Source organism: Aeromicrobium marinum DSM 15272, assembly GCF_000160775.2.
Taxonomy (GTDB): domain Bacteria; phylum Actinomycetota; class Actinomycetes; order Propionibacteriales; family Nocardioidaceae; genus Aeromicrobium; species Aeromicrobium marinum.
Genome location: NZ_CM001024.1, coordinates 2642767 through 2664099, shown reverse-complemented (window position 1 = coordinate 2664099; position 21333 = coordinate 2642767). Strand labels below are relative to the sequence as shown.

The window sequence follows — 21333 nt, the reverse complement described above, 5'->3', positions numbered from 1 at the left end:
CTGTCGGCAGGCTGCGGTTCACTGGTCCACGACCCCTCGACCACTCGAAAGGCTGAGTCCCATGGCAGGCGAAACCATCATCACGCTCGTCGGCAACCTCACCGACGACCCGGAGCTGAAGTTCACCCCCTCCGGCGCGCCGGTGGCCAACTTCACCGTCGCCTCGACCGCGCGCACGTTCGACAAGCAGACGAACGAGTGGAAGGACGGCGACGCGATGTTCATCCGCTGCGCCGCGTGGCGTCAGCTGGCCGAGAACGTCGCGGAGTCCCTCACCAAGGGTCAGCGCGTCGTCGTCACCGGCGCGTTGAAGGTCCGCAACTTCGAGCGTCAGGACGGCTCGAAGGGCACCAGCGTCGAGATGAACGTCGACGAGATCGGTCCTTCGCTGCGGTACGCCACGGCCAAGGTCACCCGCGCCTCGCGTGGTGACGGCGGCGGTGGCGGCAGCTACGGCGGCGGCGGTGGCGGCGGAGCAGCCGCGTCCGGTGACGCCTGGTCCACCCCTGCCGCGCAGCCGCGCGCCGGCGGTGCCGACCCGTGGGGTGGCGGCGCAGCCGCCGACGAGCCCCCTTTCTAAACCTCAACGCATCAGCAGAACATTCAGGAGCATCATGGCCAAGCCCGTCATCCGGAAGCCGAAGAAGAAGAGCAACCCGCTCGCGGTCGCCGGCGTCACCACCATCGACTACAAGGACACCGCGCTGCTGCGCAAGTTCATCTCCGACCGCGGCAAGATCCGCGCGCGTCGGGTCACCGGCGTCTCCGTCCAGGAGCAGCGCCTGATCGCCAAGGCCATCAAGAACGCCCGCGAGATGGCCCTGCTGCCCTACACGTCCAGCAGCCGCTGACCGGGTCCAGGAGAATCAGATGAAGCTCATCCTCACCCACGAGGTCACGAACCTCGGCGCCCCCGGCGACATCGTCGAGGTCAAGGACGGCTACGGCCGCAACTACCTGCTGCCCCGCAACTTCGCCATCCGGTGGAGCAAGGGCGCGGCCCGGCAGGTCGAGTCCATCAAGGCCGGGCGCGACGCCCGTGCCGTGCACGACCTCGACGAGGCCAAGGCCATCCGCTCGCGGCTCGAGGCCGGACCGGTCAACCTGCCGGTGCGTGCCGGTGAGGGCGGCCGGCTGTTCGGCGCCGTCACCGTCGCCGACATCGCCGACGCGCTGGCCGCCGCCGGCGGTCAGGTCGACAAGCGTCGCATCGAGGTCGGCAACCCGATCAAGTCGCTCGGCGCCCACACGGTGTCGGTGCGGGTGCACGCCGAGGTGACCGCCACGGTCAAGCTCAACGTGGTGGCGTCCAAGTAGTCGCCATGCTCCACCCCAGCAGCCCGGTCGACCCCAGGTCGGCCGGGCTCGCTCGTGTGCGGCGGCGCCGACCCGGTCGCCTCGCGGTCGCCGTGCTGCTCGGCCTGGTGCTGGCGGCCTGTTCCGGGGACCCCGCCCCCGTCGTGCAGCCGCGGGAGACCGTGCGCGACGGAGGGACGCTGCGGCTGGCCGTGCCGGCGCTGCCCGGCAGCTTCAACCCGTACCGTGCCGAGCCCTTCTCGGCCGTCGGTGACCTGCTGGGTCCGGCCACGGGCAGCGCCGTCCAGGTGCAGCCCGACGGGTCCTGGGAGGTCGACCCGCTCTACGCGGAGTCGGTCGAGATCGTCGGCGACGCTCCCCTGAGCGTGGCCGTCCGGCTCAACCCCGACGGCGTGTGGTCCGACGGCAGCCCCATCGACGCGGCCGACATGCAGGCCTTCGTCGCCGCCCAGCAGGGAGCGGCAGGGCAACAGACCACGGTCGACGGGTGGGGTGTGGTGACCGAGGTGCAGGCCGGGGAGGACCCCTGGTCCTACACCGTCGTCTTCGCCGAGACCACCGCGGACTGGCCGGCCTTCGTGTACCCCGGACTGCCGGCCGAGGCCACCGCACCCGACGTCTACAACGGGTTCGTCGACGCCGCGCCGCCCGGCAACGGGCCGTTCGTCGTCGACACGATCGACCGCGAGAGCGGCACGGTGGAGCTCGTCCGCAACCCGCAGTGGTGGGGCCCCGAGCCGCGGCTCGACGCCGTCACCTTCACGGCCGCCTCGTCCACCGACCGGGCCGAGGCCTTCGAGGCCGGTGACCTCGACGCCGTGACGGTCGACGAGGGCACGGTGCGCGCGGTCGCCGAGGGCGACGACGCCCGGCTGCTGCAGGCGCCGAGCACGGACTGGAGCCAGCTGACGCTGAATGCCGCCCGCGGTCCGCTCTCCGTGCCCGAGGTGCGTCGGGCGGTCGCCCTCGCGGTCGACCGCGACGGCATCGTCGCCGACACCGGAGCAGCTCTCGACACCGAGGCCGAGGCGGTCGGCAGCGTGCTGCTGCTGCCCGGTCAGCGTGGATACCGCGACACGGCCGAGGCAGCCCTGCCGCACGACCCGGCCGAGGCGCGGCGGCTGCTCGAGGCGGCCGGCTACACCCGTGACGCCGCGGGTCTGGCCGTCGGCGGCGACGGCGTCCCCCTCACCCTCACGATGCCGGTCCCGGCCGGCACCGACCCCAACCTGCGGCGCACCCGCCGGATCGCCGACGACCTCGCGGACGTCGGCATCACGGTCGACGTCGTCGAGGTGCCGGCGGAGGAGTTCTTCGCCACCGTCGTCGTGCCGCTGGCGTTCGACCTCGTGACCTTCCTCTGGGACGGCGAGGCGTTCGGCCTGACCTCGGCCACCGCGCGCTACGCGCCGGTCGACGCCAAGGAGAACTTCACCGGGCAGGCCGACCCCACCGTGGCCGACCTCGGCGCCCGGCTCCGCCTCACGCTCGACCCGGCGGCTCGCGACGACCTCGTCGCCCAGTTCGACGCTGCGGTCTTCGCCGCCGGGGCCACCGTGCCGCTCGCGGTCGAGCCGCAGGTGCTGGCGGTCGCCGAGGACGTCGTCAACCTGGAGCCGCGACAGTTCGGCGGTGCCGACTGGACGTCGGTCGGCTTCCGCGGCTAGGCGCCGGTGACCGCCCAACGGCCGTCGCGCTCGCGCACCACGAGGGTCAGCAGACGCGCCAGGATGAACCCCCCGTAGGCGACCCACAGCCAGGTCAGGCCGCCGCCGGCCCACCCGACGCCCACGGCCAGGGGTGCGTAGACCGCCAGGGTGAGCAGGCCGGCCCAGGCCAGGTAGGCCCCGTCACCGGCGCCGATCAGCACCCCGTCCAGCACGAACACCACCCCGGACAGCGGCTGGATCACGGCGATGGCGACGATCGCGGGCACGGCGGCGTCGAGCACGGCCGGGTCGGTCGTGAACAACCGGGCGACGAACGGTGCGGAGGCCAGCAGGAGCAGACCGGCCGCCCCGCCGAAGCCGGCCCCCCACGCCATCATCCGGCGGGTGAGGGCACGGGTGCCGACCACGTCACCGGCGCCCAGGGAGCGGCCGGTGAGGGTCTGGCCCGCGATGGCCAGCGCGTCGAGGGCGAACGCGAGCAGGGTCACCAGGCCGACCGCGATCTGGTGGGCGGCCAGCGGAGCGTCGCCGAAGGTCGCGGCCACGGCCACGGCGATCAGCAGTGCGGCGCGCAGGGCGCCGGTGCGCACCAGCAGGGGAACCCCCCGCAGTGCCGCGTCGAGGACGTCCGCGGCGCGGGGCGCCAGTCCGGCGCCGTGCCGGCGGGCGTGACCGGCCACGACAACGACCAGCCACACCGCACCGACGGTCTGGGCGACGACGGTGCCGGCCGCCGCCCCGGCCAGGCCCCAGCCCACGCCGTGGACGAGGAAGACGCTCAGTGCGGCGTTCAGCAGGTTGGAGACCACGGCTACCACGACCGGCGTGCGCAGGTCCATCAGGCCCCTCAGCGCGCCGGTGGTCGCCAGCATCACGAGCATCGACGGCAGGCCCAACGACGACACCACCAGGTACTCACGAGCGGCGTCGGCCGAGGCCGGCGAGCTGGCGAGGGCGCGTCCGACCGGTCCGGCCGAGATCGCGATGCCGGCTCCCAGGAGCACCCCCAGGCCGGCCGCCAACCAGACACCGCCGACCGCCGCTGCCGCAGCGCGGTCGGGACGCCCGCCACCGGCGTTGCGGGCGACCACCGCGGTGGTCCCGTACGCGAGGAACACACAGAGCCCGACGACCGTGCCGAGCACGGCGCCGGCGGCGGCCAGGCCGGCCAGGCTGGTGGTCCCGAGCCGGCCCACCACGGCGGTGTCGGTGAGCACCATCAGGGGCTCGGTGACGAGGGCAGCGAAGGCGGGCACGGCGATCCGCAGGATCTGCCGGTCGACGTCGTCGGGTGCGCGCATCGTTGCCCTCCGCCCCACGATCACCATGCGTCACGGGCATCCTAGCGCCGCTGCCCGGCCCCGAAGTCGACATGTCTATCCTCAGGTGCCCGTGGACAGCCGATCGTCGAAGAATTCTTTGCTCCACACGCGAAGAATGGTGTTTGCGCAGGTCAGAGCACGTGACTCAGGTCTCATGACGCCTTTGTCCACACCGCTGTCCACCGCCTGTGCACATTCCTCGCGGCGATTTCCACAGCCTGGGTCGAGTTGCCCACACCCCCTGTTGACAGCTTCTCGGCCGTGGCTCGACCGACCCCCGTGGGCGGCCTAGGGTGGGCCGTCGGGCCGGACTGTCGGTGGGGGTCCCTACCGTGTCGAGCAGGAGATCAGGAGGCGATCAGGTGAGCGTGGCGGACCTGTACCCGGCAGAACCCGAGGACGACACCGGACCCGGCCGTGTACCCCCGCAGGACGTCGCGGCCGAGCAGAGCGTCCTGGGCGCGATGCTGCTGTCCAAGAACGCCATCGACCCCGCCACGGACCAGCTGCAGAGCCGAGACTTCTACCGGCCCGCGCACGAGCAGATCTTCGACACCATCGCCGACCTGGCCAACCGGGGTGAGCCGGCCGACGCCATCACGGTGGCCGCCGAGCTGCAGCGGCGCGGTGAGCTCGCCCGGGTCGGGGGCGCACCGTACCTGCACACCCTGGTCTCCGGCGTCCCCACCGCGGCCAACGTCGACTACTACGCCGAGATCGTGCACGAGAAGGCCGTCCTGCGGCGACTCGTCGAGGTCGGCACGCACATCCAGCAGATCGGCTACGACCAGACCGGTCAGGTCACCGAGCTGGTCGACCGGGCCCAGGCCGCCGTCCTCGACGTCGACGGCCGCGCCGGCGGCGAGGACTACCGCACGGTCGCCGACCTCATGCCCGAGACGGTGCAGGAGATCGAGGACATCGCCAGCCGCGACGGCGAGATGGCCGGCGTCGAGTCGGGGTTCCCCGACCTCGACAAGTACACCACCGGGTTCCGGCCCGGTCAGATGATCGTCGTCGCCGCCCGTCCGGGTGTCGGCAAGTCCACGATCGGGCTCGACTTCGTGCGGGCCGCCTCGATCCGGCAGAACATCCCCTCGGCCATTTTCTCCTTGGAGATGACCGGCGCCGAGATCGCCATGCGCATGCTGTCCGCCGAGGCCAAGGTCAGCATCGCCCACATGCGCGGCGGGTCCACCAACAAGTTCGACTGGGACGCCATCAGCCGCACCATGCCGCGGGTCATGGGCGCGCCGATCGTCATCGACGACTCCCCCAACATGACCATGCCCGACATCCGCTCCAAGGCGCGACGCATCAAGAAGCAGCACGGCCTGGGCCTGGTCGTCATCGACTACCTGCAGCTGATGACGTCGGGCAAGCGGGTCGAGAACCGTCAGGTCGAGGTCAGCGAGTTCAGCCGCCAGATCAAGCTGCTCGCCAAGGAGCTCGAGGTGCCCATCGTGGCCATCAGCCAGCTCAACCGAGGCTCCGAGCAGCGCACCGACAAGACCCCCCAGCTGTCGGACCTGCGTGAGTCCGGCTCGATCGAGCAGGACGCCGACATGGTCATGCTGCTCAGCCGGCCCGACATGCAAGGTGGCGGCGAGTCCGACCGCCCGGGTGAGGCCGACATCATCGTGGCCAAGAACCGTTCCGGTCCGGCCGGCGTCAAGGTGGCCGTGACCTTCCAGGGCCACTACTCGCGGTTCACACCGATGGCGCGCGACGTCGAGCCCGCCGCCGGGGCCACCGCGGCCGGCGACTTCTACTGAGCCCGGGATCCAGGGCCGTGGCGTGACGCCGTGATCGCCCTCGTGGTGTCCGGCTTCGCCACCGGCTTGTCCCTCATCGTCGCCATCGGTGCGCAGAACGCCTTCGTCCTGCGCCAGGGGATCCGCCGGGAACACGTGGGGGTCGTCGTCGCCATCTGCGTCGTGGCGGACGCCGCCCTGATCCTGGCGGGAGTGGCGGGCATCGGCACGTTGGTCGAGCGGGCGCCGGCCGTGCTGGAGGTCGTCCGGGTCGCCGGTGTCGTGTTCCTGCTGGGCTACGCCGCGCTGGCGCTGCGGCGGGCGGTCCGGCCGGGCGTCCTGCGAGCTGGTGACACCACGACGCCGACCCGCCGTGGCACCGCGGTGGCGACGGTGCTGGCCCTGACCCTGCTCAACCCGCACGTGTACCTGGACACCGTGCTGCTGCTGGGGTCGATCGCCAGCACCCACGGGAGCGACGGGCGTTGGTGGTTCGCCACCGGTGCCGTCCTGGGCAGCACGGTGTGGTTCGTCGCCCTCGGGTTCGGCGCGAGATGGCTCGCTCCGGTGTTCGCCCGCCCGGCGGCGTGGCGGGTGCTCGACGGCGCGATCGCGGTCGTGATGGTCTTGATCGCCGTCAGCGTCGCCCGAGGCTGATCTCGTCGCCGTCGACGAACAGCCTGCCCCCCGGCCCCAGCGCCCCGATGATCGAGGTGACCGCCGCGGCGAACCCGTCGGGATGACGCCCGTCGAGGACGCCGACGCGGACGGCGAAAGCGAGATCGTACGGTGGCTCCCCCTCGAGGAGGGTGAACGTCTCCACGGACCCGGTCCGGAATTCCAGCGTCGCGCCGTCGACACCGGCACCACCGACGGCCCACTCGATCGCGCGGGACAACCGGTCCACCCCGAGCACGTGACCGTCGCCGAGCCGCCGTGCCACCTCCCGCGCCGCAGCTCCGGGTCCGCACCCGAACTCCACGACCCGCATCCCCGGCACCAGCGGCAGCGCGTCGACGACCGACGCGAGCCGGGCGGAGATCTCGGACATGTCGGCATCGTGCCAGAGTCCGACCGAGCCCGGGTTCAGTCGTCGCTGCGGTCGCGAGGGTGCTTGAGGGCCCAGGGCTCGAGGTGCTCGTAGCCCTTGACCGAGCGGTTGCGGGTGCGCTTGAGCCGGAAGCGCTCGTCACCGCGCAGGAGCCGGGCGAGCTCGACGTCGACCAGCGCGCGACCGGGACGGGCCACCGAGGTCAGCCGCGAGGCGATGTTCACCACCGGCCCGTAGACGTCCCCGAGTCGCGAGAGCACCTGGCCGTAGGCGGTGCCCACCCGCACGAGGGGGAACGCCTCGTCCTCCTCGTGCCGCCCGATCAGCTCCAGCGCGAGCAGGGCGGCCTGCGCGGGGTCGTCGACGGTGTACAACACCTCGTCGCCGATGGTCTTGATGACCTGGCCGCCGTGGTCGACCACCAGATCGGTGACGACCTGCTCGAACCCGTCGACCAGCACCGCGAGGTCGCGGGCGCTCATCTGCCGGCTGCGCGAGGTGTAGCCGACGATGTCGACGAAGCCGACCGCCAGCGGCAGTCCGGTGGCGTCGGTCGACGAGCGCAGCAGGATCCGGCTCGCGGCGCTCACCAGGTGGCGCCGCCAGATGTAGGCCTGCACCTCCTCGACCAGCGGCACGACCTCCGACAGCAGCTCGAGCGGCAGGGCGTCCTCGTCGTCGCCCAGCGAGCTGAGCAGCAGGCGGGTCTGCCAGTCGGCCAGCCGCGCGAACGACTGCCCCATGGCCCGCACGAAAGTCTGGATCATGTCGGGCTGCAGGACGTGCAGCTCGGTCAGACGCCGGGTGATGTTGATCGCCTCGACGTCCGACGGCGTGAAGGCCACCTTGTCGTCGCCGATCTCGGGGAACCCCAGCGAGCGCCACAGCGCCACCGCGACGTCGAGCTCGACACCGGACCGCTCCGCCACCTCCCGCCGGGTCAGGCTGGGGGTCTCGCCCAACAGGTACGACCCGGCCACCTCGATGAGGATGGCCGGGTCGAAGGCGTCGTCACCCCCGGAGTCGGCGCCGTGCTCGGGGGTGGGGTCGGCCACGGGGTCAGTCGGAGGCGAGGCGCTGCTCGGCGGCAGTCCTCAGCGCGTCGCCGAACGCCTGGTTCTCACGCACGAGGTCGGCGATGACCGTGTCGGTGAAGTGCAGTGCCTTCAGGGGCGTCAGCGCGAACACCGAGGCGCTGCGCAGCTTGTGGTTGACCAGCGCGATCTCGCCGAGGACCGAGCCGGGTCCGAGCTCGGCGACGTCGGCGTTGTTGCGGCGGATGACGACCTCACCCTCGAGGATGATGTACGCCTTGTCGGCGGGGGTCTGCTCCCACATCAGGGACCACCGGGCCGGCACGTTGATGAAGGTGCCGTGGGCGGCCAGCGCCCGCACGGTCTCGTCATCGAAGTCGGTGACGGCCTTCAGGGCCTCGATGATCGCCGGATCTGGCTTCGACGCCATGGTGATTCCTTTCGTAGCCGGACCCCTGGGACCGGTTCAGCCCTCCGGCCGTGATCTTGTCATCCGGCCGCGCCACTGTCCACTGGACACCTACTGGTAGGTCACCAGGTCCGGCCGGGGGTCGACCGCCCACGTCTCGGCCGGCGTCGCCATCGGCAGGTCCTCGTCGATGAAGTTCTTCCAGCCCCAGAACAGACCGGGGGGCGCACCGTCGCGGATGACGGCCCAGGTCGAGCGCTTGTCGGGCTGCGCGCCCTGCCCGTCCACGTGCACCACGGTGGCCAGCTCGGCGCGGCCGGTGGCCAGCTGCTCGCGCTCGGTGATCATGCTGCGCGAGAACTGGTGCAGCACGAAGAGCTTTTGCGGGAGCCGGCGGTCGCGGGTCAGTGCGGCCAGCCAGTCGCCGACGGCGTTGATCTCCGCCGTGGTGACCGTGCCGATCTGGCGCAGGTGCACCTGGTCGGCCCGCAGCCGCCACTCGGGGTCCAGCGCGAGGCCGACGTGCGGCTCCGCGAGCAGGTCGGCGTACAGCCGCGCCTGGGTGAGGAAGTCGGTCCGGCCGGGCTGCAGGTCGAGGATGACGTAGACACCGGCGTCGCGGGCGGCGTCGACCCACGGCCGGAGCACCCCGACGGGGGTCTCGTCGGAGTAGTCGCCGTCGGCGCCGGGCCCCGCGGACGCGATCGTCGCGATGATCTCGAACGTCGGCACGACCGGGGCTGCGTCGAGGGCCGCGTACTCGGCGGCGAGGGCCCGGACCCGCTCGACGCTGGCGGCCGGGTCCTGCTCTCCGAGCAGGCCGAGGGCGGCGGTCTGCGGATGGCCGTAGAGCGCCACGAGGTGCCGGCCCGGCAGCACCAGGTGACCTCCGCCGGGCTGCTCGGGCGCGTGCCGCAGCACGTCGAGGGTGTACGCCGGGTCGGCCCAGTCCGGGCCGAGGACGATCGCGGGGCGCTCGGGTCCGTCGCGCAGCGCCCGGACCGCACCCGGCTCCCCACGGGCGTCACCACCCGGGACGGCGACGACCTCGGCACCCGCGGCGGTCGCGACGGCCAGCCGGTCGGCCGCCGGGTCGCGGGTCAGCAGCACCACGTCGGCACCGGGCGGATCGTCCGCGGCGGTCGGTCGGAGCTCGGAGACGGCGGCGTCGACCTCTCGGCCCACGGCCCGCACGAGTCGTTCGTCGGGGTGGACCCCGGGACCGCCGCCGATGACCAGCACCGTGCGGGCACCCAGCCGGTCGATCTCGTCGGCCAGACCGGGTGCCGTCGAGGACAGCGCCGGCGCCCGCAGGCGGACGGCGGCCGAGGCGGCGAGCTCCTCGGCGGCTGCCTCCCCGGCGACGACGACGACCTCGGCCCGGACGTGCAGCAGTCGCGACATCGCGACGGCGCGATCGGCCGGCTCCGGCGCCTCCACGACGGTGGTGGTCGGCAGCGTCGGCCGGTCCGGCATCGAGGTCCCCACGACCCGCTCGTCCGGTCCGACCGGCCGGTCGACGGGGCCCGGGGCACCCGCCCCCAGCAGCAGTGCGGCGACCGCGACGGACGTCGCCGCGGCTCGAACCGCTGCACGTCCCGTTAGGCTCACCGGCGTGACCCTACTGGATCTGATCGCGTCCGAGATCCCCATCGAGAACCGTCCTGACGGCCTCGCCGGGGTGATGGTCGACCTGATGGACCGGCTGGGACTGCTCGGTGCGGCGATCGCCGTGGGGCTCGACAACCTCTTCCCCCCGATCCCCAGCGAGATCGTCCTGCCGCTGGCCGGCTTCGCCGCGAGCCAAGGGGTGTTCAGCCTCACCGGTGCCCTGGTCGCGACCACGGTCGGCTCCGTGGTCGGAGCGATCGTCCTGTACTGGCTGGGGCGCGGCTTCGGCCGCGACCGGGCCGTGACGGTGTTCGACAAGGTCCCGCTGCTCAAGGTCTCGGACCTGGAGCGGACCGAGGCGTGGTTCCACCGGCACGGCGGCAAGGCGGTGTTCTTCGGCCGGATGGTGCCGATCTTCCGCAGCCTGATCTCCCTCCCGGCCGGCGTGGAGCGGATGAACTTCTGGTACTTCGTGACCCTGACCACCGCGGGCAGCGCCATCTGGAACGCGATCTTCGTGGTCGCGGGGTTCCGGCTCGGCTCGGACTGGGAGTCCGTGGAGCCGTACGCGGAGACCTTTCAGCTGGTCGTCATCGTGCTGGTGCTGGTCGTGGTCGGCGGCTTCGTGACGATGCGGCTGCTGGAGCAGCGCCGGAAGCGGGCCTGACGTGCGGATCGTCTCCCTCCTGCCCTCGGCCACCGAGATCGTCTACGCCCTCGGTCTGGAGGACCAGCTGGTCGGCGTGACCTTCGAGTGCGACGAGCCGGCCCGGGCCCGCCACGACCACACCGTCGTGGTGAGTGGTCGCGACACGTCCACGATGTCGGTGGCCGACATCGATGCCTACGTCCGGGACCGGATGGCGGCCGGTGAGGACCTCTACACCCTGGACGAGGGGGCGATGAGCCGGCTGGACCCCGACCTGATCCTCACCCAGGACCTGTGTCGCGTGTGTGCCGTGCCGACCGGTCAGGTCGACGCCGCGCTCGACCACCTGGGCTGCCGGGCCGAGGTCGTCACGCTGGACCCGATGCGTCTGTCCGAGGTCCTCGACTGCGTCACCCTCGTGGGGGAACGGGCCGGCGTCCCCGACCGTGCCCGCACCGTCGTCAGTGACCTGCAGGGCCGGCTGGACGCGGTCGCCGCCGCGGTCGACACCGCACCCCGGCGCCGGGTCGCGGTCGTGGAGTGGACCGATCCGCTCTACACCGGTGGGCACTGGATCCCCGACCAGATCGAGGCGGCCGGGGCGGTCAGCGTCGCCGGCCACCGCGGCACGGCGTCGGGTCCGACCCCGTGGGACCACCTGCAGTCGGCGTCGCCGGAGGTCGTGTTCGTGGCGCCGTGCGGCTACGGGCTCGATGCGGCGGCCGCGCAGGCCGGCACCGTCGTGGACCGGCTGCCGGGCGTCGAGGTCTGGGCTGTCGACGGCAACGCGGTCGTGGTGCGGCCCGGACCACGGCTGGTCGACGGCGTCGAGGCGATGGCAGCAGCCCTGCACCCCGACCGCTGCGGGGACCACCCGGCCGCGCGGTTCGTCCGTCGCATCGCCTGACGTCGGACCGTCGTGGGGAGTGGTCTCGAGGCTCCTCGCAGAGCTCGTCGCACCTCGACCGCCGACCGGGTGCTCCGGGGTGGGGGTCTCGAGGCTCCTCGCACCTGGACCGCCGACGGGGCGTTCCCGTGGGGAGTGGTCTCGAGGCTCCTCGCAGAGCTCGTCGCACCTGGACCGCCGACCGGGTGTTCCGGTGGTTGAGGTGTGAGGGCGCCCCGCGCCCGAGCCTCGAAACCACCCGGCGTGCTCACGGCGGAGGGTGGTCCCTTCTACCTCGTCCTACAGTGGCGCCATGAGTAGTGACAGCACGCCCGACCCGCAGCCGATCGTCGACCGTGTCCACCGCCAGCTGCTGATCGGCGGGCAGTGGCGCGACGCCGAGGGCGGCGGCACCTTCGCCGTCGACGACCCCGCGACCGGCGAGACGCTCACCCACGTGGCCGACGCGAGCGTGGCCGACGGCCGGGCCGCGCTCGACGCCGCGGTGGCCGCCCAGGCCGACTGGGCCGCCACGGCGCCGCGCGACCGCGGCGAGATCCTGCGGCGGGCGTTCGAGATCGTCTCGGACCGCACCGAGGAGCTGGCGGTGCTGATGACCGCCGAGATGGGCAAGGCGATCGCCGAGAGCAAGGCCGAGATCGGCTACGGCGCCGAGTTCTTCCGGTGGTTCTCCGAGGAGGCCGTCCGCATCGCCGGCCGGTACTCGGTCGCCCCGAACGGCGCGACCCGTCTGCTGACCCTGAAGCAGCCGGTCGGGCCGTGCCTGATGATCACGCCGTGGAACTTCCCCTTCGCGATGGGGACCCGCAAGATCGCCCCCGCGGTGGCCGCGGGGTGCACCATGGTCGTCAAGCCCGCCGGGCTCACCCCGCTCACGATGCTGTGGCTCGCCGACGTGATGACCGAGGCCGGCCTGCCGCCGGGTGTGCTCAACGTCGTCACCACGAAGCAGACCGGTGAGGTCATGGAGCCGATCATCCGGGACCCGCGGCTGCGCAAGCTGACCTTCACCGGGTCCACCGAGGTGGGCCGCTCCCTCATCGAGCAGAGCGCCGAGGGTCTGCTGCGCGTGTCGATGGAGCTCGGCGGCAACGCGCCGTTCGTGGTGTTCGACGACGCCGACCTCGATGCCGCCGTCGACGGCGCCATGCTCGCCAAGATGCGCAACGTCGGAGAGGCCTGCACCGCGGCCAACCGGTTCATCGTGCACGAGGACGTGGCCGAGGAGTTCGGCCGGCGGCTGGCCGAGCGCATGGGCGCTCTCGTCGTCGGCCCGGGCCTGGAGCCGGGGGTCGACGTGGGGCCGTTGGTCGACCGCAACCAGCAGGACGCCGTGGCCGAGCTCGTCGACGATGCCGTGCAGGCCGGCGCCCGCGTGCTGACCGGAGGTGAGCGCCCCGACGGGCCCGGCTGGTTCTACCCGCCCACCGTGCTGGTCGACGTCCCCGCCTCCGCCCGACTGAACCGCGAGGAGATCTTCGGCCCCGTCGCCCCCGTCGTCACCTTCCGCACCGAGGAGGAGGGGTTGGCGCTGGCCAACGACACCGAGTACGGCCTGGTGGCGTACGCGTTCACCCGCGACCACGCCCGTGCGGTCCGCGTGTACGAGGGGCTGCAGACCGGCATGGTCGGCCTGAACCAGGGCATCGTGTCGAACCCCGCTGCACCGTTCGGCGGGGTCAAGGCCTCGGGTTTCGGTCGGGAGGGCGGCGCCGAGGGCATCGAGGAGTACCTGGAGACGAAGTACGTCGGCATCGCCCTGTGAGCCGATCGGCGGCGCGGACCGGGGTCGCAGCGCTGGTGACCGCGTTCCTGGTCGCAGGTGCGGCGGCGTGCGGGTCTCCTGACGAGCCCGCCGCGAGCGAGCCGGCGGCCGAACCGAGCCCTGACCGTGCCGTCGCCTGCTCGCTGCTGGACGCCGAGCAACGGGCCGAGCTGGTGGGCGAGCGCGTCGACGAGGTCACCGACCCGGCCCTCTCGGACCTCGGGCTGCAGTGCCGGTGGGGCGACAACGTGACGTTCGTCGAGGTCAGTTCCCTGGACGCCGGGGCCTGGGCCCGCTCGTTGCCGGGCCTCATCGACTCGTTGCGCGGCTCGGGCCGGCCGATCAGTCCCGAGGACGATGCGGAGCTGACCCGCCTCACTGCCCTGGTCGACGGGCGGGAGACCCTGACCGCGGTCGACGCCTGCGAGCTGTTCGCCCCGCTCGCGCAGGCGATCGGCGCCGAGCCCGTCGACGGCGAGGTCGTGGCCTTCCTGCCGCTGGGTTCCGGGACGGGGGTCCAGGCCCAGACCTGCACCGACGGGGTCTTCACCTCGGTGGTCTTCTCCGCCGAGGGCCTGACGGAGTCCGCCGAGGTCGCCGACCGGGCGCGCACCGCCCTGCGCAGCGCCCACCGGGCCGCGATCGACAGCGGCGCCGTCCCCACCTGACGCCCGCCCGCCCCTGCGTTCGCCAGCCCGAGGGACGAGGGCGTGAGCGCAGCGAGGCGAACCTTGCGTGGGTGTCGCCTCGGGCTCGTTCCTCGCCCTCACGGTCGCTGCGCTCCCTGGCGACCGGGTCCAAGCGTTCGCCAGCCCGAGCGAGCGAGGGCGTGAGCGCAGCGAGGCGAAGCTTGGGTGCGTGAGTGTCGCCTCGGGCTCGTTCCTCGCCCTCACGGTCGCTGCGCTCCCTGGCGACCGGGTCCACGTGTTCGCCAGCCCGAGGGACGCCCGCCCCGCGGCCCTGCGTTCGCCAGCCCGAGCTTGCGAGGGCGTGAGCGGAGCGAGGCTAACCGTGCGTGAGTGTCGCCTCGGGCTCGTTCCTCGCCCTCACGGTCGCTGCGCTCCCTGGCGACCGGGTCCACGTGTTCGCCAGCCCGAGGAGCGCCCGCCCCGCGGCCACGCGTTCGCCAGCCCGAGCTTGCGAGGGCGTGAGCGCAGCGAGGCGAATCCTGCGTGAGGGTCGCCTCGGGCTCGTTCCTCGCCCTCACGGTCGCTGCGCTCCCTGGCGGCCGGGTCCACGTGTTCGCCAGCCCGAGGAGCGCCCGCCCCGCGGCCCTGCGTTCGCCGGCCCGTGGGACGAGGGCGTGGGCGCAGCGAGGCTAACCGTGCGTGAGTGTCGCCTCGGGCTCGTTCCTCGCCCTCACGGTCGCTGCGCTCCCTGGCGACCGGGTCCAGGTGTTCGCCAGTCCACCTGACGCCCGCCCCGCGGCCATGTGTTCGCCAGCCCGAGGGACGAGGGCGTGAGCGGAGCGAGGCGAACCCGACGTGGGCCGGTCGTGACATCCGTCATGGCGGACCGGTGACAACGCACTCTGTCGCCATGGCGGTCGGGACGACACGATGAGGGCATGCTCTCCTCCTCCGCACCCGCGATCGAGCTGCGCGACGTCGTCAAGTCGTTCACGTCGCCCGGCGCCGGGACCGTCACCGCGGTCGACGGCCTCGACCTGACCGTGCGCCCCGGTGAGGTCGTGGCCTTCCTCGGTCCCAACGGTGCCGGCAAGACCACCACCCTCGACATGGTGCTGGGCCTCACCGATCCCACGTCCGGATCGGTCAGCGTCTACGGCGAGCCGCCCCGCAGAGCGGTCATGGGGGGCCGCGTGTCGGCGGTGCTGCAGACCGGCGGACTGCTGCGCGACCTCTCGGTGCGCGAGACCGTGCAGATGATCGCGTCCACCTTCGCCACCCACGCCGGCGTCGACGCCGTGATGGGCCGCGCCGACCTCCTGGGCATCGCCGGTCGCAAGGTCTCGAAGTGCTCCGGCGGCGAGCAGCAGCGACTGCGGTACGCGCTGGCCCTCCTGCCGGACCCCGACCTGATCATCCTCGACGAGCCCACCGCGGGCATGGACGTCTCGTCGCGAGCGGGGTTCTGGGAGACGATGCACGCCGATGCCGCCGCCGGGCGCACCGTGGTGTTCGCGACCCACTACCTGGAGGAGGCCGACGCCTTCGCCCAGCGCATCGTCATGGTGGCCGGCGGTCGGGTGGTGGCCGACGGCAGCACGCACGAGATCCGGGCCCAGGCCAGCGGGCGGGTCGTCACGGCCGACCTCGACGACCCGGACCGCGTGCTGCCACGGTTGCGAGCCCTGCCCGAGGTCATCGATGCCGAGGCCGACGGCACCCGGGTCACCGTCCACGCGGGCGACTCCGACGCCGTCGCCCGGGCCCTGCTCACCGAGCTCGGCGGCCGCAACCTCGAGATCAGCTCCGGCTCCCTGGAGAGCGCCTTCCTGCAGATCACCGCGCCGCGCTCGGCCGAGGAGACCCGATGAACAGCACCTACGCCCTGCTCGAGCTGCGCCGCACGGTGCGCGACTACGCCAGCATGTTCTTCATCGCGGTGCTGCCGGCGTTCTTCTACCTGATCTTCGGCGCCTCGCAGGACTTCGGCGACGAGCGCTTCGGCAACGGCAACGTGACCATGTACATCATGGTGTCCATGGCGGCGTACGGAGCAGTGACGGCCACCACCGGGATCGGCGGCATGGCCGCGGTCGAGCGCATGCAGGGGTGGGGCCGCCAGCTCGGCCTGACCCCGATGGGCGACGGCGCCTACATCGTGATCAAGGCACTGGTGTCGGTGACGATCGCGGCCGTCCCCGTCGCGCTCATCTACGTGCTCGGCGTGCTGACCGGCGCCGAGGGGTCGTGGCAGGCCTGGCTGGTCAGCGGGCTCGTGGTGGTCGTCGGGGCGACCGTCTTCGCGCTGTGGGGGCTGGCGTTCGGGCTGGCCTTCCGGTCCGAGGCAGCCGTCAGCGCGGCCAGCGGGTCGATCGTGATCCTGGCGTTCCTCGGCAACATCTTCTTCCCGCTGTCGGGCACGCTGCTGACCATCGCGAAGTTCACCCCGCTGTACGGGTACGTGGGACTCGCGCGGTACCCGATCACCGAGGGCGAGCTCGCCGACACCACCGGGGGGCCGCTCGTGCAGGAGGCGCTGTGGGTCCCGGCGCTCAACGTCGCGGTGTGGACCGTGATCCTGGCGCTCGTGACGGTGTGGCTGGTGCGGCGGAGCAGAGGCCGGCAGTGACCGACGATCGGGAGTCGCCCCGGCCGACCGTCGCCGCCGACCCGTGGGAGAGTCACGGCTGGATCATGGGGGCGATCTGGCTGGTCTTCCTCGTCTTCCCCCTGGTCGAGTCGTGGCAGGCCGACACCGCGGCGCCGTGGCGGGGCCTCTCGGTCGTCGCCATCGTGGCCTTCGCCGGGGTGTACGTGGCAGGGTTCCGGCGGCTGGACTCCTTCGACACGGCGCGTGAGGTCCACCGCTTCGGGCTCCGCACCCTGGCGGTGCTGATCGGGCTGGCCGTCGTTCCCGCCCTGGTCATCGGGGCCGAGGCCCTGGGTCTGCTGCCGTTCCTCGTCGCGTTCGCGATGTTCAGCCTGGACCTGCGGGCGGCCCTCGCGTTCGGTCTGGCCGGGCTCCTGACCGCGGTCCTGGTCCCCTGGGCGCTCGGGGTGATCGCCGAGCTGTGGTTCTTCGTCCTGATCGTCGCGCTGGTGATGGTCTCGACCGGTCTGGTCCGGGTGCTCGACCACCGGGGTGCCGAGCATCGTGAGCTGGCCCGGCAGATGACGATCGTCTCGGAGCGGGAGAGGGTCGCGCGTGACGTGCACGACGTGCTCGGCCACAGCCTCACCGTGGTGACGGTCAAGGCCGAGCTGGCCGGTCGGCTGGTCGACCTCGACCCGGCGCGTGCCAAGGTCGAGCTCGACGACATCCAGAGCCTGACGCGCACCGCGCTGGCCGAGATCCGCGCGACGGTCGCGGGCCTGCGGGTCGCCCGGATCGACGACGAGGTCGAGGCGGCGGCGGTGGCGCTGGGCGGAGCGGGGATCGAGGCCGAGCTCCCCGACGACCCGTTCGTGGTGGACCCGCGGCACCGCATCGTCCTGGCGTGGGTGCTGCGGGAGGCCGTCACCAACGTGGTGCGTCACAGTCGGGCCTCCCGCTGCGCCGTCGTCCTCGAGCGTGCATCGATCACCGTCGACGACGACGGGATCGGCACCGGGGACCTGCCCGAGGGCACCGGTCTGCGCGGGCTGCGCGAGCGGGTCGCGGCCGCCGGCGGCCGGTTCGTCCTCGCCACCGGACCCGACGGTCGGGGCACCCGGCTGGAGGTGACCCTGTGAGCATCCGTCTTCTCCTGGCCGACGACCAGGCGCTGGTCCGCGGCGCCCTCGGTGCACTGCTGGGCCTGGAGTCCGACCTGGAGGTGGTGGCCGAGGTGGGCCGCGGCGACGAGGTGGTCGGGGCCGCGATCGAGCACGGGGTCCACGTTTGTCTGCTCGACATCGAGATGCCCGGGCTCGACGGCATCGAGGTGGCCGCCCGCCTCACCGCCGAGGTGCCGGGCTGCCGTTCGCTGGTGGTCACCACGTTCGGCCGCCCGGGCTACGTGCGCAGGGCGCTGGAGGCCGGCGCGAGCGGGTTCGTCGTCAAGGACACCCCGGCGCGCGAGCTCGCCGACGCGGTGCGCCGGGTCCACGCGGGGCTGCGGGTCGTCGATCCGGCCCTGGCGGCCGAGTCGCTGGCGGGCGGCGCCAACCCATTGACCGACCGGGAGGCCGAGGTGCTGCGTGAGGCCCTGGGCGGTGCCACCGTGGCCGACATCGCCGCACACCTGCACCTGTCGCCGGGCACCGTGCGCAACTACCTCTCGGCCGCGATCGGCAAGACCGGCAGCAGCACCCGGGTGGAGGCGGCTCGGACCGCCCGCAGCCGGGGGTGGATCTAGAGGAAGTCGACGGGGTCGAACTCGTCGATCGGGATGATCCGCAGGCGGGGCAACGCCACGTTGAAGGCGTCGACGTCGTGCTCGAGGTCGAGCAGCTCCAGCCCGCGGGCCTCCAGGGCACTGAAGCCGGCGTTGCGGAACTCCTCGAAGCCCAGCATCGCCACGCGGCGCGAGCCCTGCACCAGGGCCTCGATCTGCGGCAGGAAGTCGCCGTCGTTGCTGGCCAGCACGACATCGGCCTCGCGCCGGGCGATCTCCTCCAGCGTCCGCTGGATGGCGACGTCGACGACCTTCTGCTCCGGCGCCCCGGCCAGCGGGACCGGGCGGAACCCGATGGCGGTCAGCGCCTGCACGAACCCCATCGGCAGCTCTCCTGCCGTGACGGCGAGGAAGAACAGGCCCTTGACCTGCTGGTCCCAGTGCTCCTCGGCGAACCGCAGCAACCGGTCCCACCGCGGACGCTCCGTCGGGTGCGGCCGTCGTCCGAGGATGGACTGGCCGAGGGTTGCGTCGATGTTCTCGCCGTCGACGAGCAGGTAGGTGGTCCTGCCGTCGCCGGAGCTGCCGTCGCTCATGTCGGCACCCTACGCCCGCGCGGAAGGTCTAGAACGCGACGTCGGCCCGGCGGCCGTCGGGGACCGCTCGGTCGCGGCTGAACTGCTCGACGTACAGCCGGGAGTACAGGCCGCCGGCCGCGAGCAGCTCGTCGTGGGTGCCGGACTCCACCAGCCGGCCGTCCTCGATGCCGAAGATCACGTCGGCGCCCAGGATCGTGGAGAGGCGGTGGGCGATCGCGATGGTCGTGCGGTCGTGGGTGGCGCGTTCGAGCGCCTCCTGCACCAGCCGTTCGGTCTCGGTGTCCAGGGCCGACGTGGCCTCGTCGAGGATGAGGATCCGTGGGTCCTTCAGCAGCACCCGGGCGATGGCGAGGCGTTGCTTCTCGCCCCCGGACAGCCGGTAGCCGCGCTCGCCGGTGATCGTCTCGTAGCCCGCCGCGAAGCTCATGATGCGGTCGTGGATGTTCGCGTCGCGGGCCGCCTGCTCGATCTCGTCGCGACCGGCCCCGGGTCGGGCGTAGGCGATGTTGTCGCGGATGCTGCCGTGGAACAGGTACGGCTCCTGGGTGACCACGCCCACCGAGGCCGCGAGGGAGTCGGCCGTCAGGTCGCGCACGTCGTGGCCGTCGACGAGCACGGCGCCGGAGGTGACGTCGTAGAACCGGGGGACCAGGTAGGTGGCCGTGGTCTTGCCCGCCCCCGACGGGCCGACGATGGCGGCCAGCTGCCCCGGTTCGACGACCAGGGAGATGCCCCGCAGGCCCCAGGACTCGCGGACCGGGGCGCCCGTGACGGCCTGCACCTCCTCGTCGGGACCGGGGTCCTCGGCGAACCGGTCGCGCAGGACGGTGCCGGAGAGGCGGCGCGGTTCGGGGTACCGGAAGGTGACGTCGCGGAACTCGATGCGACCGCGGAGACGCTCGGGGTCGAGGGTCACCGCACCGGGGCGTTCGGTGATGGCGGGTTCGAGGTCGAGGTACTCGAAGATCCTGCGGAACAGGGCGAGCGAGGTCTGCACGTCGAGGGTGACCCGCATCAGCTGCAGCAGGGGCATCTGCAGGCGGGCCTGCAGCGTCGTGAACGCCACCAGGGTGCCGGCGGTGAGAGAGGCGTCGCCACCGGGCACAGCACCGGTGAGCATCCAGCCGGCGACCAGGTAGATGAGCGCCGGGGTGATGGCGAAGAACGTCTGCACGGTCGCGAAGAAGGTGCGACCGGTCATGGCCTGCTCGACCTGCAGGCGGGTCTGTTGCCGGTTGGCGCGGCGGTAGCGCTCGACCTCCGCGTCGCCGCGGCCGAAGACCTTCGACAGCAGGATGCCCGAGACGCTGAGCGCCTCCTCGGTGATGGCCGTCATCTCCGACAACGACTCCTGGGTGCGGCGGGCCAGGCGCTGCCGCCGCCGGCCGACCTGCAGCTGGATCCAGACGAACACCGGCATGAGGATCAGGGTCAGGATGGTCAGCTGCCACGACAGGATCACCATCGCGATGAACGCGGCCGCGACCGTGACGGTGTTCTGCAGGATCGTGGTGGCGGTGTCGGTGAGCACCGTCCGGACACCGGCCACGTCGTTGGCCAGACGCGACTGGATGGCGCCGGTGCGGGTGGAGGTGAAGAACGCCAGCTCCATCTTCTGCAGGTGGGCGAACAGGTCGCCGCGCAGGTCGGCCATCGCGGAGTTGCCGACCGTCGACGTGAGCCAGTTCTGGCCGATGCCGATGAGCGCGGTGACCACCGGGATGATGCACATGGCGGCGACCAGGACGGCCAGCAGTCCCAGGTCGGGGGCCGATCCGTCGACCGGGAAGAGCGCGTCGTCGAACACGGCCTTGGTCAGGAACGGGACGATCGAGCTGAGCGCGGCCGAGACGACCACGGCGACGGCGACGAACACGATCTTGCCGCGGTACGGCCGCAGCAGACGGGCGATCCGGCCGAGCACGGGTGAGCCCGAGGCGGTGACCTCGTCGTCGGTCAGGTGCGTGATCTGGGTGCCGCGGGGCATCAGTCGTCGATCCGCGTGAGGACGACCCCGACGTCGTCGGCCCCCGCGTCGACGAGCTCGAGGGTGCCCCAGCCGGCGGTCCCCGCCCGCAGGAAGGCCCAGACCTGCAGCGCCGAGGGGTCGGGCGTCAGCGTCGGGTCGACGGTGAGGGAGAACGGGGCCGGCAGCCGGTCGACCTCGAGCGCCGAGGCGGCGAGCACCTCGCCCTCGGCGTCGACCACCTTGACCGTCGCGACACCGCCGCCGGAGGGCGCGGAGCCGTCGGCGATCGAGAGCGTTCCGGACACGGTCAGCAGGGTGGCGGTCATGGGTC

22 protein-coding genes are annotated in these 21333 nt (G+C 72.5%); 14 read left to right on the top strand and 8 right to left on the bottom strand.

Features of this window, described 5'->3' with window-relative positions; translation table 11 throughout:
• Positions 1 to 61 precede the first annotated feature (61 nt).
• The 4 genes from HMPREF0063_RS13505 to HMPREF0063_RS13490 are packed head-to-tail and all read left to right on the top strand — an operon-like array spanning position 62 to position 2984.
• Positions 62 to 580, top strand: coding sequence for a single-stranded DNA-binding protein (locus HMPREF0063_RS13505; protein ID WP_007079255.1), 519 nt, complete (start codon positions 62 to 64; stop codon positions 578 to 580).
• A 34-nt stretch (positions 581 to 614) separates the two neighbouring features.
• Positions 615 to 851 (top strand): 30S ribosomal protein S18, encoded by a 237-nt coding sequence (gene rpsR, locus HMPREF0063_RS13500; protein ID WP_007079254.1) that lies wholly within the window; start codon positions 615 to 617, stop codon positions 849 to 851.
• Between the two features lie 19 nt (positions 852 to 870).
• Positions 871 to 1317 (top strand): 50S ribosomal protein L9, encoded by a 447-nt coding sequence (rplI, locus tag HMPREF0063_RS13495; RefSeq protein WP_007079253.1) that lies wholly within the window; start codon positions 871 to 873, stop codon positions 1315 to 1317.
• Positions 1318 to 1322: 5 nt separating this feature from the next.
• Positions 1323 to 2984 (top strand): ABC transporter family substrate-binding protein, encoded by a 1662-nt coding sequence (locus HMPREF0063_RS13490; RefSeq protein ID WP_040320300.1) that lies wholly within the window; start codon positions 1323 to 1325, stop codon positions 2982 to 2984.
• On the opposite strand, the gene HMPREF0063_RS13485 is transcribed toward HMPREF0063_RS13490, so the two are convergent.
• The gene (locus HMPREF0063_RS13485) at positions 2981 to 4288 is read right to left on the bottom strand and encodes an MATE family efflux transporter (RefSeq protein ID WP_040320924.1); all 1308 of its coding nucleotides are present in this window, start codon (positions 4286 to 4288) and stop codon (positions 2981 to 2983) included. The two genes, HMPREF0063_RS13490 and HMPREF0063_RS13485, sit on opposite strands and share 4 nt — an antisense overlap.
• Before the next feature lie 383 nt (positions 4289 to 4671).
• On the opposite strand from HMPREF0063_RS13485, the gene dnaB reads away from it, so the two are divergent.
• Together dnaB and HMPREF0063_RS13475 are read left to right on the top strand one after the other, a co-directional pair.
• Positions 4672 to 6084, top strand: coding sequence for a replicative DNA helicase (dnaB, locus tag HMPREF0063_RS13480; RefSeq protein WP_007079251.1), 1413 nt, complete (start codon positions 4672 to 4674; stop codon positions 6082 to 6084).
• A gap of 30 nt (positions 6085 to 6114) precedes the next feature.
• Positions 6115 to 6720, top strand: a complete 606-nt coding sequence (locus tag HMPREF0063_RS13475; protein WP_007079250.1) for a LysE/ArgO family amino acid transporter — start codon at positions 6115 to 6117, stop codon at positions 6718 to 6720.
• Here HMPREF0063_RS13475 and HMPREF0063_RS13470 read toward each other — a convergent pair.
• The 4 genes from HMPREF0063_RS13470 to HMPREF0063_RS13455 all read right to left on the bottom strand — a co-directional run bounded on the left by HMPREF0063_RS13470 (position 6701) and on the right by HMPREF0063_RS13455 (position 10168).
• Positions 6701 to 7114, bottom strand: a complete 414-nt coding sequence (locus tag HMPREF0063_RS13470; RefSeq protein ID WP_007079249.1) for a class I SAM-dependent methyltransferase — start codon at positions 7112 to 7114, stop codon at positions 6701 to 6703. The genes HMPREF0063_RS13475 and HMPREF0063_RS13470 overlap by 20 nt on opposite strands.
• A gap of 35 nt (positions 7115 to 7149) precedes the next feature.
• Positions 7150 to 8169, bottom strand: coding sequence for an adenylate/guanylate cyclase domain-containing protein (locus tag HMPREF0063_RS13465; RefSeq protein ID WP_007079248.1), 1020 nt, complete (start codon positions 8167 to 8169; stop codon positions 7150 to 7152).
• A 4-nt stretch (positions 8170 to 8173) separates the two neighbouring features.
• Complete coding sequence (locus tag HMPREF0063_RS13460; protein WP_007079247.1) at positions 8174 to 8578, bottom strand: cyclic nucleotide-binding domain-containing protein; 405 nt, start codon at positions 8576 to 8578, stop codon at positions 8174 to 8176.
• A gap of 90 nt (positions 8579 to 8668) precedes the next feature.
• Positions 8669 to 10168, bottom strand: coding sequence for a hypothetical protein (locus tag HMPREF0063_RS13455; protein ID WP_007079246.1), 1500 nt, complete (start codon positions 10166 to 10168; stop codon positions 8669 to 8671).
• Between the two features lie 4 nt (positions 10169 to 10172).
• Between HMPREF0063_RS13455 and HMPREF0063_RS17010 the strand changes: the two genes are divergently transcribed.
• From HMPREF0063_RS17010 to HMPREF0063_RS13415, 8 genes are all read left to right on the top strand, one after another.
• Positions 10173 to 10835 (top strand): DedA family protein, encoded by a 663-nt coding sequence (locus HMPREF0063_RS17010; RefSeq protein ID WP_245527717.1) that lies wholly within the window; start codon positions 10173 to 10175, stop codon positions 10833 to 10835.
• A gap of 1 nt (position 10836) precedes the next feature.
• Positions 10837 to 11724: an ABC transporter substrate-binding protein gene (locus HMPREF0063_RS13445; protein ID WP_007079244.1), complete on the top strand. Its 888-nt coding sequence runs from the start codon at positions 10837 to 10839 to the stop codon at positions 11722 to 11724.
• A 292-nt stretch (positions 11725 to 12016) separates the two neighbouring features.
• Positions 12017 to 13489: an NAD-dependent succinate-semialdehyde dehydrogenase gene (locus HMPREF0063_RS13440; protein ID WP_040320299.1), complete on the top strand. Its 1473-nt coding sequence runs from the start codon at positions 12017 to 12019 to the stop codon at positions 13487 to 13489.
• Positions 13486 to 14157: a hypothetical protein gene (locus HMPREF0063_RS13435; protein ID WP_040320298.1), complete on the top strand. Its 672-nt coding sequence runs from the start codon at positions 13486 to 13488 to the stop codon at positions 14155 to 14157. The genes HMPREF0063_RS13440 and HMPREF0063_RS13435 overlap by 4 nt, the downstream gene beginning before the upstream one ends.
• An 899-nt stretch (positions 14158 to 15056) precedes the next feature.
• Complete coding sequence (locus tag HMPREF0063_RS13430) at positions 15057 to 15989, top strand: ABC transporter ATP-binding protein (protein WP_007079238.1); 933 nt, start codon at positions 15057 to 15059, stop codon at positions 15987 to 15989.
• The gene (locus tag HMPREF0063_RS13425; RefSeq protein WP_007079237.1) at positions 15986 to 16747 is read left to right on the top strand and encodes an ABC transporter permease; all 762 of its coding nucleotides are present in this window, start codon (positions 15986 to 15988) and stop codon (positions 16745 to 16747) included. The genes HMPREF0063_RS13430 and HMPREF0063_RS13425 overlap by 4 nt, the downstream gene beginning before the upstream one ends.
• Positions 16744 to 17850, top strand: a complete 1107-nt coding sequence (locus tag HMPREF0063_RS13420) for a sensor histidine kinase (protein ID WP_007079236.1) — start codon at positions 16744 to 16746, stop codon at positions 17848 to 17850. The genes HMPREF0063_RS13425 and HMPREF0063_RS13420 overlap by 4 nt, the downstream gene beginning before the upstream one ends.
• Positions 17847 to 18455 carry a response regulator transcription factor gene (locus tag HMPREF0063_RS13415; protein ID WP_007079235.1) on the top strand — a complete coding sequence of 203 codons (609 nt, stop codon included), beginning with the start codon at positions 17847 to 17849 and terminating at the stop codon, positions 18453 to 18455. Before HMPREF0063_RS13420 ends, HMPREF0063_RS13415 begins: the two co-directional genes overlap by 4 nt.
• Here the strand turns inward: HMPREF0063_RS13415 and HMPREF0063_RS13410 are convergent.
• The 3 genes from HMPREF0063_RS13410 to HMPREF0063_RS13400 are packed head-to-tail and all read right to left on the bottom strand — an operon-like array spanning position 18452 to position 21328.
• Positions 18452 to 19030 (bottom strand): NYN domain-containing protein, encoded by a 579-nt coding sequence (locus HMPREF0063_RS13410; protein ID WP_007079234.1) that lies wholly within the window; start codon positions 19028 to 19030, stop codon positions 18452 to 18454. The two genes, HMPREF0063_RS13415 and HMPREF0063_RS13410, sit on opposite strands and share 4 nt — an antisense overlap.
• A 28-nt stretch (positions 19031 to 19058) precedes the next feature.
• Entirely contained in the window at positions 19059 to 21020 is a 1962-nt protein-coding gene (locus tag HMPREF0063_RS17235; protein WP_007079233.1) for an ABC transporter ATP-binding protein, read from the bottom strand.
• Positions 21020 to 21328, bottom strand: a complete 309-nt coding sequence (locus tag HMPREF0063_RS13400) for a YbaY family lipoprotein (protein WP_007079232.1) — start codon at positions 21326 to 21328, stop codon at positions 21020 to 21022. Before HMPREF0063_RS13400 ends, HMPREF0063_RS17235 begins: the two co-directional genes overlap by 1 nt.
• Positions 21329 to 21333 lie beyond the last annotated feature (5 nt).

What these genes read in the sequence shown, in the direction of transcription:
- HMPREF0063_RS13425 (WP_007079237.1), top strand. Translation starts at nt 15,986, where the DNA reads ATGAACAGCACCTACGCCCTGCTCGAGCTGCGCCGCACGGTGCGCGAC.
- HMPREF0063_RS13505 (WP_007079255.1), top strand. Translation starts at nt 62, where the DNA reads ATGGCAGGCGAAACCATCATCACGCTCGTCGGCAACCTCACCGACGAC.
- HMPREF0063_RS17235 (WP_007079233.1), bottom strand. Translation starts at nt 21,020, where the DNA reads ATGCCCCGCGGCACCCAGATCACGCACCTGACCGACGACGAGGTCACC.
- HMPREF0063_RS13410 (WP_007079234.1), bottom strand. Translation starts at nt 19,030, where the DNA reads ATGAGCGACGGCAGCTCCGGCGACGGCAGGACCACCTACCTGCTCGTC.
- HMPREF0063_RS13400 (WP_007079232.1), bottom strand. Translation starts at nt 21,328, where the DNA reads ATGACCGCCACCCTGCTGACCGTGTCCGGAACGCTCTCGATCGCCGAC.
- HMPREF0063_RS13490 (WP_040320300.1), top strand. Translation starts at nt 1,323, where the DNA reads ATGCTCCACCCCAGCAGCCCGGTCGACCCCAGGTCGGCCGGGCTCGCT.
- rplI (WP_007079253.1), top strand. Translation starts at nt 871, where the DNA reads ATGAAGCTCATCCTCACCCACGAGGTCACGAACCTCGGCGCCCCCGGC.
- HMPREF0063_RS13440 (WP_040320299.1), top strand. Translation starts at nt 12,017, where the DNA reads ATGAGTAGTGACAGCACGCCCGACCCGCAGCCGATCGTCGACCGTGTC.
- HMPREF0063_RS13470 (WP_007079249.1), bottom strand. Translation starts at nt 7,114, where the DNA reads ATGTCCGAGATCTCCGCCCGGCTCGCGTCGGTCGTCGACGCGCTGCCG.
- rpsR (WP_007079254.1), top strand. Translation starts at nt 615, where the DNA reads ATGGCCAAGCCCGTCATCCGGAAGCCGAAGAAGAAGAGCAACCCGCTC.
- HMPREF0063_RS13485 (WP_040320924.1), bottom strand. Translation starts at nt 4,288, where the DNA reads ATGCGCGCACCCGACGACGTCGACCGGCAGATCCTGCGGATCGCCGTG.
- HMPREF0063_RS13460 (WP_007079247.1), bottom strand. Translation starts at nt 8,578, where the DNA reads ATGGCGTCGAAGCCAGATCCGGCGATCATCGAGGCCCTGAAGGCCGTC.
- HMPREF0063_RS13430 (WP_007079238.1), top strand. Translation starts at nt 15,057, where the DNA reads ATGCTCTCCTCCTCCGCACCCGCGATCGAGCTGCGCGACGTCGTCAAG.